The 13,951-nt window shown below is 74.5% G+C and carries 9 protein-coding genes and 1 pseudogene; 4 read left to right on the forward strand and 6 right to left on the reverse strand.

All coding sequences use genetic code 11. The annotated features are described in order from the left end of the window. Nucleotides 1-57: 57 nt before the first annotated feature. Nucleotides 58-819, reverse strand: a complete 762-nt coding sequence (locus tag OV079_RS00865) for a serine/threonine-protein kinase (protein WP_267765674.1) — start codon at nt 817-819, stop codon at nt 58-60. A gap of 694 nt (nt 820-1,513) precedes the next feature. Between OV079_RS00865 and OV079_RS00870 the strand changes: the two genes are divergently transcribed. Next, nucleotides 1,514-2,605 (forward strand): fatty acid desaturase family protein, encoded by a 1,092-nt coding sequence (locus OV079_RS00870; protein WP_267765675.1) that lies wholly within the window; start codon nt 1,514-1,516, stop codon nt 2,603-2,605. 143 nt (nt 2,606-2,748) lie between these two features. On the opposite strand, the gene OV079_RS00875 is transcribed toward OV079_RS00870, so the two are convergent. The 3 genes from OV079_RS00875 to OV079_RS00885 all read right to left on the reverse strand — a co-directional run bounded on the left by OV079_RS00875 (nt 2,749) and on the right by OV079_RS00885 (nt 5,360). Continuing rightward, nucleotides 2,749-3,501 carry a hypothetical protein gene (locus tag OV079_RS00875; protein WP_267765676.1) on the reverse strand — a complete coding sequence of 251 codons (753 nt, stop codon included), beginning with the start codon at nt 3,499-3,501 and terminating at the stop codon, nt 2,749-2,751. Nucleotides 3,502-3,563: 62 nt separating this feature from the next. Further along, entirely contained in the window at nt 3,564-4,469 is a 906-nt protein-coding gene (locus tag OV079_RS00880; protein WP_267765677.1) for an ABC transporter substrate-binding protein, read from the reverse strand. A 213-nt stretch (nt 4,470-4,682) separates the two neighbouring features. After that, entirely contained in the window at nt 4,683-5,360 is a 678-nt protein-coding gene (locus OV079_RS00885) for a Pr6Pr family membrane protein (protein ID WP_267765678.1), read from the reverse strand. A 119-nt stretch (nt 5,361-5,479) separates the two neighbouring features. Here OV079_RS00885 and OV079_RS00890 point away from each other — a divergent pair, with 119 nt between their 5' ends. From OV079_RS00890 to OV079_RS00900, 3 genes and pseudogenes are all read left to right on the forward strand, one after another. Then, entirely contained in the window at nt 5,480-7,177 is a 1,698-nt protein-coding gene (locus OV079_RS00890) for an FG-GAP-like repeat-containing protein (protein WP_267765680.1), read from the forward strand. Nucleotides 7,178-7,527: 350 nt separating this feature from the next. Beyond that, nucleotides 7,528-8,279: pseudogene (locus OV079_RS00895) on the forward strand (SDR family NAD(P)-dependent oxidoreductase). 380 nt (nt 8,280-8,659) lie between these two features. After that, nucleotides 8,660-9,172 (forward strand): hypothetical protein, encoded by a 513-nt coding sequence (locus tag OV079_RS00900; RefSeq protein ID WP_267765683.1) that lies wholly within the window; start codon nt 8,660-8,662, stop codon nt 9,170-9,172. Nucleotides 9,173-9,368: 196 nt separating this feature from the next. Here OV079_RS00900 and OV079_RS00905 read toward each other — a convergent pair whose 3' ends face one another. Beyond that, nucleotides 9,369-11,375 (reverse strand): HEAT repeat domain-containing protein, encoded by a 2,007-nt coding sequence (locus OV079_RS00905; protein WP_267765684.1) that lies wholly within the window; start codon nt 11,373-11,375, stop codon nt 9,369-9,371. After that, a complete protein-coding gene (locus OV079_RS00910; protein ID WP_267765685.1) occupies nt 11,348-13,807 on the reverse strand; it encodes a HEAT repeat domain-containing protein in 2,460 nt (819 codons plus the stop codon). Before OV079_RS00910 ends, OV079_RS00905 begins: the two co-directional genes overlap by 28 nt. Nucleotides 13,808-13,951 lie beyond the last annotated feature (144 nt).

The following is a 13,951-nucleotide window of genomic DNA, read 5'->3' on the forward strand; positions in this document are numbered from 1 at the left end:
GGTCCGGCGGCGCCGAGCCGGGCGACGATCGCGGCGCCGTCGGGCCTGTCCTTCGGGTCAGGTTCGAGCAGCGCCGCGCACAGGCCGTCGAGGTCGGGCGGGACGTCGGGGCGCAGGCCCGGGCCGGCGGCGGGCGCCGGGGAGCTCGCCGGTGAGCAGCTGGAACAGGATCACGCCGACGGCGAACCAGTCGCTGGCGGGCGAAGGCGCGGCCCCCTCGGCCAGCTCGGGGGCGATGTAGCCGGGCGTGCCGGCGGGGCTGCGGCGGGTCGGGGCCGCGCCGGCGGCGGCGCTCTGGGCCAGGCCGAAGTCGAGGATGACGACGCGCCCCCCGGGCTCGACGAGGACGTTGGCCGGCTTGAGGTCGCGGTGGACCACGCCGGCGGCGTGCAGCGCCCGCACCCCGCCGGCGAGCTGGGCCAGGACCGGGCGCAGCCGCGAGGGGTCGGCCTTCACCGCGTCGGTGAGGCGGACGCCGGCGACGTACTCCATGGCCAAGAACCAGGTGCCGTCGGCCACCACCAGCGCCTCGTGACGGACCAGGTTGTCGTGGCGGATGCCGGCCAGGGTGCGAAACTCCTGCTTGAGCCGGAACAGCCGCCACGGGTCGAGCCGGCTCAGGGTCTTGATCGCCACGCGATCGCCGAGCTCGTCGTCGATCGCCTCGTAGACGAGGCCCATGCCGCCGGCGCCGAGGTAGCGCACCAGCCGGTACGGACCGATGCTCTCACCGGGGCCCGGCGGCGGTCCCTGGGGTCCGTCGAAGGAGCCGTCCGCGGTCGTCTCGGTGGTCTCGGACGAATCCGACGTCGGGTCCATGTGGATTTGATGGTTTTACCCAATCTACCCGATTGATGCGAGCCGGGCGCGGGGGCCGGCGCAGGCAGCAAACGAAACGCAGTTCAGGTGCTGATGTGGGTGGCGCAGGGACTGGCACGACGTCCAGGCCGGCGAGACGGCCGAGCTCGCTGGCCGCAGGCCTGGCGGGGCGCGAGCCGCTGCGCGCCGAGCCGGGGGCCGCGGCCCCGATGTCCGGCGCAGGCTCGGGCGATTCGTCGGCGACCGTGGCCGCGGTCGTCCGCCCGGGTGTGAAGATTCGCGGTCGCCGCGGCTCGACGAGTGTGTGCATTCGTGGCGGCCCGCGCCGAATCATCGCATTCGCATCGAGGGTCGCGACATTGCCCGGGGCCTGTTAAAATAATGTGAACACCACGCCCCGGTCGGCGAGCGCAGGGGCACCCGGGCCGACGTCGCGGCACATGCCCTTGCGGACAGGCCCGCCCCGAGCGGGCGGCGCGCCCGGGGCGAGGAGATCTGTCACAAAACGGTCATTGCGCGCCGCCGCGCCCTGGCGCCGCAGCCTCCACCGACGCCGCCGTCGCGATCGGTCGCCGTGGATCGATCTGGGCCGTTTGGCGCCGCGGCGGCCGTGCGTGGGCAACTCGATGCGCGCTTGTAAGCTCACGATTCTCCGCTTCCGTCGCTGACCCGGGCAAGGTACGTGTGGGGTCACATGGATCTCGAAGAATTCGCGGCGCTCCGGGCCGAGTTCGCTGTTCGAGGGTGGCACCGCAAGGCCACCGGCGCGGTCGTCGCCGAGCTCCTGTTCAGCTTCGCCGTCTGCATCACCGGCTACGTGATGTTCCTGGCCTGCGAGTCGCGGCTGTGGGCCTGGCTGGGCATGGCGATCTCGACCTACGGCATGCTGGGGGTCGTCACCAACACGCATACGTCGACGCATAACGGCACGAGCGACAAGAAGTGGGTCAACGACCTGCTGTCGTACCTCGGCTATCCGCTGTTCGCCAACCTGTCCCTCACGTACTGGCGCAACGCGCATATCACGATTCACCACGCGGCGCCGAACGTGATGGGGATCGACGACGATCACGACTTCATGCCGTGGTTCGTGACCACCGAGGCGGAGATGAGGAAGACGCGCGGGCTGGCGCGGTTCTACTACCGCCACGTCCAGAAGTACTTCTTCCCGATGATCCTCTGGATCCACGTGTTCCTGCGCCAGAAGTCGAGCTGGGTGTTCCTGACGAAGGCGCTGCTCGACCCGACGCGGCGCCGGCGGGCCCACTGGCTCGACCTGCTGGCGATGTCGCTCTACTGGGTGGCGTGGATCGGCGTGCCCTGCCTGTTCGTCCCGTTCTCCGACGCGCTGCTGGCGGCGACGGTGCGCATCGCGTTCCTCGGCTACCCGCTGTTCGCGGTGCTGGCCCCCGCCCACTACCCGCACGAGGCCGGCTGCGTCCGCCGCGGCGAGTGGCCCAAGGACTTCCTGGCGCTGCAGACCTGCACGACCATCAACTTCCGCACGGGGCTGCTGGGCGGCTTCGTGTGCTCGGGGCTGCAGTACCAGATCGAGCACCACCTGTTCCCCAACTATTCGCACGTGTACTACAAGCGGATGAGCCCGCACGTGCGCGCCTTCTGCGAGCGCATGGGTTATCCATATCGGACGATGGGCTGGGGCGAGGCGCTGCTGAAGATCTTCGCCATCTTCGCCCGCCCGAAGCCGGTCGCGCCCGACCTCGAGACGCTGCACGACGATCTGCAGGGCCGCTCGCCCGCCGCCGCCGAAGAGTCGGCGGCGTAAGGCCAATCGCAGGCATCCCGGGAGCGCCGAGCGTCGCGGCCGACGCGTCGGCGCGTGGGCGGCGAATCTCAGGAGCGGGGACCGTCGCTCGCCGGTCTCCGCGGCGGCGAATCACGGGAGCGAGGACTCGCCATCGCGGCGAATCACATGAGGGACGACTGGCAGGCGCCGAGCGCCTGCATGTCCTTGGCGCTGAGGGCACAGTCGACCTCGGCCCGCGTGCCCTGCTCGGCGCACGCCTCGAGGATGTCGGCGCGCACCTCCTCGAGGATCTCCTCGACCGCCTTGGCCTGGTCGCCGGCGTCGGCCATCGCCAGCTTCTCGAAGTGCGTGAACAGCTTGGTGCAGGTCTCGGGCTCGACGCCGCTGCCGCGCTTCTTCACGTGCAGCTCGCGCTCGGCCTCCTTCTCGGCGTCCTCGCAGCGCAGCAGCGCGTCGAGGGTCTGGGCCTCGGTGACGCACCGCGCGACCTCGGCGAAGATCTCGGGGCCGACGTGGACCCGCTGGTGCTCGAGCGCGTGGATGCAGTCGACCGCCGGCGGCGCCTTGTCGGCCATCAGCTTGGCCATGTGCGCGCACAGGGCCTCGTTGGTCGGCCCCTTCTCGGCGTGGTGCGACAGCTCGGCGAGGTGCTCCTTGAGCGCCGGGCTCGTCACCGCCTCGGAGGTCTCGAGCGTCGAGGCCGCGCGCGCCAGCACGCCCGACTTGTCGTGGCTGACGTCGAGGTGCAGCGGCGCGGGCTTGCTCTCCGCGGCCTTGGTCTCCGGCGCCTTCGCTTCGGGCGCCTGGACCTTGGGCGCCTCGGCCTTCTTTTCGCCGCCGGGGGCCGCCTTGCCGGCGTCCGCGCCGCAGGCGAGGGCGAGGGAGATGCTGACGAGAATGGCTGCAGTGCGCATCGCCGGCACGCTACGCGACAGCGAACGCCGTGAACATCGCACGAAATGGCGGGTGTCGTGATTCACGAGAGCGCAGGCGTCGATTCGATGCGACAGGCCTGCGCGATCGGGGGCTCGTCACCCCGGAGCAGCGCGGCGAGCACCGCGGCCCCGTGGATGACGCTGTACGGGGTGCAGCGGCTGAACAGGCGCACCGCGTCGACCGCCCACAGCCGGCCGGCGCGGACGCAGCGGAGCTGACCGAGCGGCGAATGCCGGCACAGCGCCTGGGCCTCGGACGCGGCCGCGGCGAGGTCGTAGCCGCACGGCATGAACACCACGAGGTCGGGGTCGGCGGCCGCGATCTCGGCCCAGTCGGCGCGGCGCGAGGGCTGACCTGTCCCGGAGAGCAGGTGCTCGCCGCCGGCGAGCGCGACCAACTCGGGCACCCAGTGGCCGCCGAGGAACGGCGGGTGGCCCCATTCGAGGGCGAGGGTGCGCGGGCGATCGCGCGGACGCACCAGCGCGGCGTGGTGGGCGGCGATATCCGCCAGACAGGCCTCGCCGCGCTCGGGTACGCCGGCGGCCGCGGCCACGGCCCTGACGTCGTCGGCGAGGCCGGCGAGGCTGGTGGCGGCGAGCTCGACCAGGCGCGCGCCGGCGGGCAGATCGCAGCGGTCCGCGCGGGCGGCACGGACGTCGCAGATCGCCTGCGACAGCACGATGTCGGGCGCGAGGCGGGCCAGCGCCGCGCGGTCGACGACGTACAGCGGCTCGCCCGCGGCCACCGCGGCGCTGACCTGCCGATCGATGTCCGCCGGGCCGGGGCCGTGCGGGTGCATGGCGGCGATCCGGCTGCGCGTGAGCACCGGCAGGCCGCGGGCGATCGGGTGGTCGCACTCGTGCGAGACGCCGACGACGTCGAGGCCCAGCGCCGCCGCGAGGTCGGTGGCGGCGGGGACGAGGCACGCGATCCGGGGCGAGCGCATGCGCGGAGGATAGCGCGGGTGCGCGTCGGCGGGTCCATGCGGCCAGGCGACGCGTGGGGTGACGGGGCGCGGTCGATCCGCGGGACCGCGAGGCCGAGCACCGCGACGGCGTCGGTCGGTCCATGCGGTCGGGGTGACGGGGCCTTCGCGGCGGCCGAGGGCGCGGTCGATCGGCGTGACCGCGAGGCCGAGCCCCGCGACGGCGCCGGCGGGTCAATGCGGCCGGGCGACGCGCGGGGTGACGGGGCCCTCGCGGCGGCCGAAGGCGCGGTCGATCCGCAGCACGGCGAAGCCGACCAGCACGAACACCGCGACGCCGGCGACCGCGTCGGCCGCGACCGCGGCGACGCCGAGCGCGCCCACGTCGAGGAACGGGTACGGGTATTCGCCGGCCCAGGCGCCGCGGGCGATGGACCACACCAGGTAGGCCAGCGGGAACAGCAGCCACAGCAGCAGGTGGCGCCTGTTCAAATGGCCATGGTCGATCGCACATGTCCACCAGACTAGGTAGAGCAGCGGCACCGCGTAGTGCAGGCCGGCGTCGGCCCACCACTGCAGGCCGCGGGGGCGCCACAGGTGGCGCAGGACCAGGAAGTACAGGCCGAAGGTGACGAGGATGTAGAGCCCGACGCCTGCGCGCGCGCCCGGACGCGCGAGCAGGCGGGCCAGCGGGCGCTGCGAGGCCGCGGCCGCGAGCCCGGCGGTCAGGGCGACGAGGCCGTTGCTGAGCACGCTGAAGTCGCTGACATAGCGCCCGGTGGCCCGCGCCGGGCCGACGTCGCCGGCGAGGGCGAGGCCGTATCGCAGCACCAGCGCCGTCACGGCGACGCCGGCCACCAGCGCGGCGAAGCGCCGGCCGCCCGGACGCAGGTCGGGGTCGTCGGGGGCCACCTCTGCAGCATGATCCGTGGCCGCGGCTCGTGCATCCGCGCGGGCGAAATCGGCCGACCGCAGAGCTCGCAGGCGTCGCGGTTTCGCCGGGCTCGGCAGCGATGTATCGTGGCACCACCATGGCGCTTGCTCGCTCGATCGTCCCCCTCGGTCTCCTCGTCGCGTTCGCCGGCTGCACCCCCAGCGAGCCGGTCAAGGACAGGGCGGCGGAGCAGCCGGCGCCGCCGCCGGTCGAGAAGGCGGCCCCGCCCGCGCCGCCGCCCGCGGAGCCGCCGCCCGCGGAGCCCGAAGGCGAGTTCGTGGTGACGCCGACGATCCCGCCCGAGCAGCGAGCGACGCCGCCGGTGCGCCGGCAGGACGGCGAGAAGCTGCGCTCGCTGTGGCAGGCGAAGGTCGGTCAGACCACGTTCCGCACGACGATGGCGCAGGTCGGCGAGCAGATCGTGATCGGCACCCACGGCGATTCGCTGGAGGGCAAGAACGACAAGACCGACGGCGTGTACGTGCTCACGGCGAAGACCGGCGAAAAGACCCGGTTCATCGCCACGCCGGGCAGCGGCGACCGCGACGTCGGCGGGGTGGCGATCGACGGCGAGACCGTCTACTTCACCGCCGACAACGCGCAGATCGTGGCGGCCACGCTCGACGGCGAGCTGCTGTGGACGGCCAAGGCCAGCGGCAAGGTGCGGCCGGCCCCGGCGCTGGCCGATCTCGACGGCGACGGCGCGGTCGACGTCGTGGTCGGCGACGAGTCGGGGACGCTGCGGGCGTTGAACGGCAAGACCGGGGCGCCGCTGTGGCAGAAGCAGAGCGGCACCAACGAATACGCGGCGCGCGGCTACATCGGCGCGGTGGCGATCGCCGACCTCGACGGCGACGGCCACGACGACGTGGTCGCCGGGGCCCGCGACGCGATCCTCGCGGCGTATCGCGGCAAGACCGGCGAGGTGTTGTGGCAACAATCGCGGGACTCGGGGATCCACGCGTCGCCGACGATCGCCGACTTCGACCTCGACGGAAAGCCGGAGGTGCTGGCCGCGTGGTCCTACGGCGATCTCAGCGTCCACGACGGCGCCACCGGCGAGCCGCGCTGGGCCACGGTGGTGCAGATGGACGGCGCCGGCATCGAGGGCCTGTTCGCCACGCCGGTTCCGCTCGCGGGCAAGCCGGGGGTGATCGTGGCCGGGACGGCGTGGTGGGGCGACGAGGACGGGGTGGTGCTCGTCGGGGCCGAGAGCCGGGCCTATCGCGCGTACGAGGGCCGGGTGTCGGCCAGCGCGGTGGTGATGGACCTCGGCGACGACGGCCGGCTCGACGCGATCGTCGGCACGGAGAAGGGGCTGCTGCTGGCATTCACGGCCGACGGCGAGCGACGCAAGCTGGCGCGCCTCGGCGGGGCGATCGAGGCCCCGGCGCTGGTGGCCGACGTCGACGGCGACGGGACGCAGGAGCTCCTGGTGGCCGCGCGCGACGGGATGCTGACGGCCTTCGCCACCGGCTCGAAGACGCCGCCGCCGATCCCGCGCTTCCGCGGGGCCTCGCCGCACAACCGCGGGGACATCGGCAAGGTCGCGCTCGGCTGGCGCTCGGGACAGGGCGGCGCCGCGGTCAAAGCCGCGGGGGGGCGAGGATCCGCATCGACTATCTGCGCTGCTGCCAGGACCTGGTCGAGGCGGCCACGCGCGCGCCGGCGCCCGACAACGCGCGCCTGCTCGACGCGGCGTCGAAGTGCAACTCGCTGGCGGCGGCGGCGGTGGAGCGCGCCAACGCGATCGCGGCGGTCAAGCTGGCCGCGCAGCCGGCGGCGCTGCCCGTGAGCTGCGAGTGATTCGACCGCGTATGCATGGGTCGGCGGCGCAGGCCCAGCCTCGGGCCGCCGACGCCGCTGCGAGCGAGACGAGCATTGTCGCCTCTGCCGTGGGCCCGCGGACGATGCAGCGAGCTGCCAGCGAGCTGCGCCGCGGGTGCATTCGCGGGAGTAGGGCGTGGGCGCGTAAGAAGGGGCCTGGGGCCCATGCCCAGGCTCGTACCCGCTGACGCCGCGGCCATCGCTCAGGGGCGGTACGATCATTGTCGCCTGTGCCATGGCCGCGGGCAATGCAGCGAGTCGCCAGCGGACTGGGCCGCGGGTTGCGTTCGATCGGAGGTGTCGTACCCTCGCCGGGTCATGCCGGAATTCACGGGAAAGGTCGCGATCGTCACCGGGGCCGCCACGGGGCTGGGCGAGGCCATCGCCGAGAAGCTGTACGCGCTGGGGGCCGCGGTGGTGGCCGCGGGGCGGCGAATGGAAGGGGTGCTGAAGCTGGCGTCGCGCCTCGACCCGTCGGGGCAGCGGGCGGTCGCGGTCGAGGTCGACGTGCGCGACCCCGAGGCCGTGCAGGCGTCGGTGCAGGCCGCGGTCGAGCGATTCGGCGGCCTGCACTTCGCGGTCAACAACGCCGGCGTCACCGGGCCCGCGGGCGTGACGATCGCGGACACGACGATCGAGGACTGGCGCGAGGTGATCGACACCGACCTCGGCGGGACCTTCTTCGGCATGAAGTACCAGCTGCCGGCGATCGTGCAGAGCGGGGGCGGGGCGATCGTCAACCTGTCGTCCGCCAACGGGGTGGTCGGGCTGGCGGGCCTGGGGCCGTACACCGCGGCCAAGCACGGGGTCCTCGGCCTGACGCGCAGCGCGGCGCTCGAGTACGCGACTCGGGGCGTGCGCGTCAACGCGATCGGGCCGGGGTATGTGAACACCCCGCGGATCGCCGAGATGCCGGACGAGGTCCGCGCGGGGTTCGCCGCGGCGCACCCGATGGGCCGCATGGCCGAGCGCAGCGAGGTGGCCGAGCTGGTGGCTTTTTGCTGTCCGATCGCGCGTCGTTCATCACCGGCGGGTTCTATGCGATGGACGGCGGTTACACTGCGCAATGACGCCAGGCCGCGCCGGCCGTTCGAGGCCCGTCGGCTCGCGCCGGAGCGCCGGGCCGGCGACCGCGAGCGGGACGAAGCTGGCGAAGGCGAGGAGCCTCTGCAGCAGGCCGCCGTATCGACCCGATCGCCAGGGATGGCGCCGGACATGAGCAGCACCATGTCGGCCATCGACGTCAGGTCGGCGACGGACATGTCCATCAGGACGTGATGGAGGAGGAGCTCGTGCGCGTCGCCGCGAGATCGCGTAGGTCTGCGCATTCGGGCCGCGAAAGCTCTCTGCACATTCGCCGGCGCGTGCGCGAACAAGGGCTGGACGCGGACTTCGGGGCGCAGAAGCGCGCCGATGTCCGTGGGCCGCCGGATTCGTTATCATGCCCGGCATGAGCAGCCGCGCCTTCAGGGCCGTCCTCGCCGGGATGGCGATCGCATGCGTGCCAGCCGTCGCCCTGGCCGACATTCCGCCCGATCCGGACTCGCCGGACGCTCACTGTTCGCTGGCCGAGCAGTGTCCGGGCGGCGAGTTCTGCGACTACGCGTTCAGGCCGGGGCAGCCGGAGGCCGAATGGAAGCACGTCGGCGCGGACTGCCGCACCGCCGTGGCGGCCAAGGGGCTGCAGCGGCGCTGCCGGGACGGCGGCAACTACAGCGGGCAGGAGCTGTTCTGCCCGCCGGGCGCGAAGGGGAGCTGGTCCGCCGACGGCAAGACGGCACCGCCGGCGCCGGCGAACGGCACGAGCGAGCCGGCGAAGCCCGCGACGAGCGAAGCGGCGAAGCCCGCGGCCGGGGCGAGCGAGCCGGCGAAGCCCGCGGCCAGCTCGTGCGCGCTGGGAGGCGCGGGGATGGGGGTCGGCTGGCTGGTGCTGGCGTTCGTGCTGCGGCGTCGGCGGCGCTGAACGTCGCGGCCTGCAGGGCGTGGCGCATCGAGCATGTCGAAGAGGACATGTGATTCAAGACATGTTTTGAAGAACATGTCTCGAAGCGCATGCTTGTCAGTCGTCCTCCGCGGCGCCCTCGAGCGGCTCGCTCGAAGTGCATGGAGCGTAAGTCAATCGTCCTCGAGCGGCTCGCCCGCCGTGCATGGAGCGTGAGTCAGTCGTCCTCCGCGGCGTCCTCGAGCGGCTGGCCTGCCGCGACGTCGGCGGCGATGGCCGCCAGGACCTCTTCAAAGTGGCGGCGGCGGTCGGGGCGGGCCTCGCGGGCGGCGCGGACCAGGGCGTCCTCGGCGAGCGGGCCGAGGCGGCGGAGGGCCGCGACGAGCTCGCGGTGCAGCGGGTCGCGCTCGTGGGCCAGGCGGGCGATCAGCGGGGCCACTGCGGGCGCGTACCCGGCGTGCGAGACGGTCCGGATCGCGGTGCGCTGGATGTTGGGATCAGGGTCGTCCAGCAGGCCGAGGGTGCTGCTCAGGTAGCGTCCGCGGTCGCCGGCGCGGAGCAGGCGGTGGGCCTGCAGCCGCACCCGCGGGCTGGCGTGGCCGACCAGATCGGCGAGCAGATCGAACCAATCGTCGCCTGTCCGCGAGGACATGTCCTTGAGCGCCTGGCGGATCGGCTCGGCCTCGGCGCCGGCGAACTCCGCCCGCAGCTCGGCGATCGAGCGGCCCGGGGACGCGGGCGGGGGCGCGGGCAGCGGTGCGCGCAGGGCCGCGAGCGCGAACGGAGGCTGATCCTCCGCCGCGAGCGGCAGCGCGACGGGCTTGCGATCGGCGTGGCCGGGAGCGCGGGCCAGCAGCTCGTGCCATTCGGTGGGCAGGGCCGAGGGCGCGGCGAGCAGGTCGAGGCAGCCCCACTCGCCGGCGCGCAGGCGGGGCCCGAGGTGCGCCAGGAGCCGGACGGCGGGGATCCGTCGCAGGCTCGCGGCGATACCGGCGCGCTGGTGCGGCTCGCCGGCGATCCACCAGCGGATCAGGGTCGGCGCGTGGTCGAGGAGGACGGCGGGAGCGAGGTCGGTGGACAGGGCGACGACACGGTCCCGCAGCGCGAGGTCGTATTCGGCGGCGGCCAGCCACGTGGGAGCCTCGGCGGCGAAGCGGGCCGCGAGCGCGCGGGCGCGGGCGGGCGTGATGTCGACATGGCCTTCGAGACAGGCGGCGAGCAAGGCCGACTGCGCGGCAGGCTCGGGCCAGGCGAGCAGGAGGTCGGCGGCGCGCTCGCGTTCGGGCGGCGCGGAGCAACCGAGGCGCGCGAGCAGGCCGGCCAGCACGGCGGCGGAGCGCGGCGGGGGCAGGTGCCGCGGCGGGGCGGGCGGGCGCGGCTGCAGGCGATCGACGTCGAGCGGTTGCAGCTGCAACAGGCGATCGAGCCAGGCCGCGTGCAGGTCGGCGGGGACGTCGCGGTGGAGCTCGCACAGCAGCTCGGGGGTGAGCCGCGGGTCGTGCAGCACGGCGGGGTCGCCTTCGCGCAGCGCCTCGGCGAGGTCCTCGCGCAGGCGCCGGGCGGCCTCGTCGAGCGCGGGCAGGCCGGGGAAGGCGTCGCGCAGGACGGCGCGGGCGAGGGCGATCGGGTTCGGGGTGCCGGCGCAGTCGTGCAGGGCGCGCTCGAGGTCGGCGCGCACGAGCACCGCGCCGCAGCGGCGCAGACGCCCGAGCCATGACCGAGAGGACAGGTTGGGCCGCGGCTCGCTGCGCCGCAGCCGCTCGGCGAGGGCGAGCGCGGCGGGAACCTCGAGCAGGGGCATGAGGTCGTCGAGCAGGCCGAGCAGCGGCTCGCGCGGCGAATCATCGAGCCTCGCAGCCAGGTCGTCGACGAACGCGGCGCAGCGGCGCAGCGCCTCGGCGTCGAGCCCGGCGGCGTGCAGCTGCAGCACGATCGCCAGCGCCCCGGGGCTCGGCAGCGCGAGCAGCCACTCGCGCAGGTAAGGCCGCACGATCGCCAGCTCCTCGGCGACGAGCGACTCGGCGTCGGCGAGCACCGCGGCGGCGTGATCTTGAAAGCCATGGTCGCGCAGCGCTCGCACGGCGGGGCGCAGCGACGGCGGGGAGGGCACCGCGAGTTCGTGCAGCGGCAGGCCGTGGCGGTGCAGCAGCACCAGGAGCGAGTCGAGGCCGCCGCGTGGACGGATCTCGCGCGCGATCAGCAGCTGCAGGAATTGAGGATCCACGGCGCCCCGCGCCGCGCGGCGTGCAAGATCGCCGGCGGCTCGAGCCGGCCGTCGAGCGCCTGCGACCACGAGCGCCAGCGCGCGGCGGCCTGCGGGTCCCTCGGCGACTGGCCGTCGAGCGCGGCCAGCAGCGTCGGCGTGACCGCGCCGGCGAGCAAGGCGTCGAGCGCGTCCATCAGCGCGGCGCGCAGACCGGGGTTGTCGTGCGCGCCGAGCCAGCGCACCAGCGCGGGCGCGACCTCGGCGGTCCCGGCCCGCTGCAGCGCCTCGGCGGCGGTCTTCTTGAGGTTCATGTTCGGGTGCTCGAGCCAGGCGGCGATCGTCGGCGCGGCCGCGGTCGCCCGCGCCTCGGCGAGCGCGAGCAGGGCCTGGCGCGCGGTCGGCAGGTCGTCGCCCTCGGCGAGTTTTAATAAACTTGCGCACAGGTCGTCCGGGACATGTCGCGCGAGACAGGTCACCGCCGCGGCGCGGACCCGCGGATCGGGGTCGCGCAGGTGACCGTGGAGGTGCCGGCGCAGGCGGGTCCTGCGGCCGCGCTGCCCGACCAGGGCGCGCAGGACGATCGCGCGCGCCTCGGGGTCGAGCGGTTCGTCGTCGAGGTCGAGCAGCAGCTCGGCGAGCACCCGCGCTCCGGCGTCGGCGGCGTCGACGGCGGCGAGCAGGCAGGTCGGCCGGATCGCGCCGCGCTCGTGGAGGCGCTGCCCGAGCGCGCGCACTGCCGCGAGCGCGACCTCGGGGATCTGCCGCTCCGCCTCGCTCGCGCGCACCGGCCCGGGCTCGATCCGCTGGGGCCGGCCGTCGCGTTCGACGAGCACGCCGGCGACCACCTCGGAGACGATCCGCCGCAGCAGGTCCCGGGCCAGTCCGAGATGAGCGGCGCCTCCGAGGCGACCGAGCAGCTCGAGCGCCCGCACGCTGACCGGCTCGCCCGCGCAGGCGAACAGCAGCGCGGGGTCGAAGCGCGCCGCAGGTCGCTCGAGGTCGCGGCGGATCGCCGGCGGCAGCGCCGGAGAGCGCAGACGGGCCCGCAGGCGCGCGCGCTCGGGCGCGTCGTCGTCGACCAGGTGCCACAGCAGCGCCGCGGCCTCGCCGGCGAGGTCGCACAGGTGCGGGCGCACGCCGGCGCGGTCGCCGAGGCCGAGGCCGTCGCGCAGCGCGGCCACGGTGGCGGGCCCGCCGAGCCAGCGCAGCGCCTCGAGGCAGGCCGCGGGCTCCTGTTCGAGCCGCGCCAAAACCACCGCCTCGCTGCTCGGATCACCATGCGGGCCGAGGTGGCGGAGGATCTGCCGCTGCAGCTCGCGGTCGGCGGTCGCGGCCAGCAGCGCGTGCAGGGCCGCCGGGACCTCGTCGCTGTCGATCGCGGCCAGCAGCGTCACCAGCCGCGGCCAGCGCGGGTCGTCGGCCGGCAGCGCGGCGAGCCGGCGCAGCAGCGGCTTGCGAGCGGTGAAGCACAGCGCGGCCAACTCCTCGAGATCGAGGCAGTGATCCGCGCTCGCCAGCGCGAGCACGGCCGGCAGCTCGTCGTCGCCGACGAAGATCGCCCGGCGATGCAGCGCGCGCAGGGCCTGCAGGCAGGCCGGTCCGAACAGCAGCGGATCGACGAGGGCGAGCGCGAGCCAGCCGGGCAGGGCGTCGCGCTCGCAGCGAGCCATCGCGCGGGCGAACGCCTCGGCGCGCACGCGCGGGTCGGCGCTGTCGTCCTCGGCCAGACCGCGCAGGTCGGCGACGAGGCCCTGCACCGCCGCGAGCTGCACCGCCGCGGTCGCGACCGCGACGTCGTCGTCGGCGAGCAGCGGCAGCAGCGTCGCCCGCGGGCACGGCCAGGCGCGGGCCCACGGCGCCGCCAGCTCGAGCAGCGCGGCGCGGCGCACCTCGGCGTCGGCGCCGGCGAGCAGCGCCCGCAGCGACGCGGCCGCGTCCGCCGGCGCGAGCAGCCCGGCGTACAGGGCCTCTCTCCCCAGCCGCAGCCCCTCGGCCTGCACGTCGGCGCGCGCGTGGGCGCAGGCGATCGCCGTCAGCGCGGCCGGCTCGAACAGATCGGCCGCGGTCAGCCCGCGCAGGGCCGCGACCACGAATGCGTCGACCTCGCGGAGGGCCAGGCCGGCGGGCAGGGCCGCCAGCTCGAGCCGCAGCCACGCCTGGGCGACCGCCGGCTCGAGATCGACGGCGCGCCAGTCCGGAAGGACATGTTCGTTGCGACATGTCCATACGGACCGGTACATCGCCGCCAGCCGCAGCTGCAGGGGCGGGGTCAGGCCGGCCGGCGACGTCGGCAGCAGCGCGGCCAGCTCGGTCAGCGCGGCTGGATCCTCGGTGGCCGCCAGCCGGTCCTGCAGCCGCAGCAGGGCGGCCCCACGCACGGACGCCTGCGGGCTGGCGAGCGCGGCGCGGAGCTGCGCCGGGGTGAGCAGGTGCGGGCCTTCGGCGATCACGGCCCATCGTCACCGATGTCCGCGGTCACGCGGGCCGGGTCCGCGTGAGCCGGCCCACGACTTTCGGATGTCCCCGAGGACAGGTTCACTCTCGCGCCTCCGCGCCCGCGAGAGTGGTGATATGTCCCTGAGGACAGGTTCGCC

This window comes from Nannocystis pusilla, assembly GCF_026626665.1.
In the GTDB taxonomy this organism is placed as follows: Bacteria; Myxococcota_A; Polyangia; order Nannocystales; family Nannocystaceae; genus Nannocystis; species Nannocystis pusilla.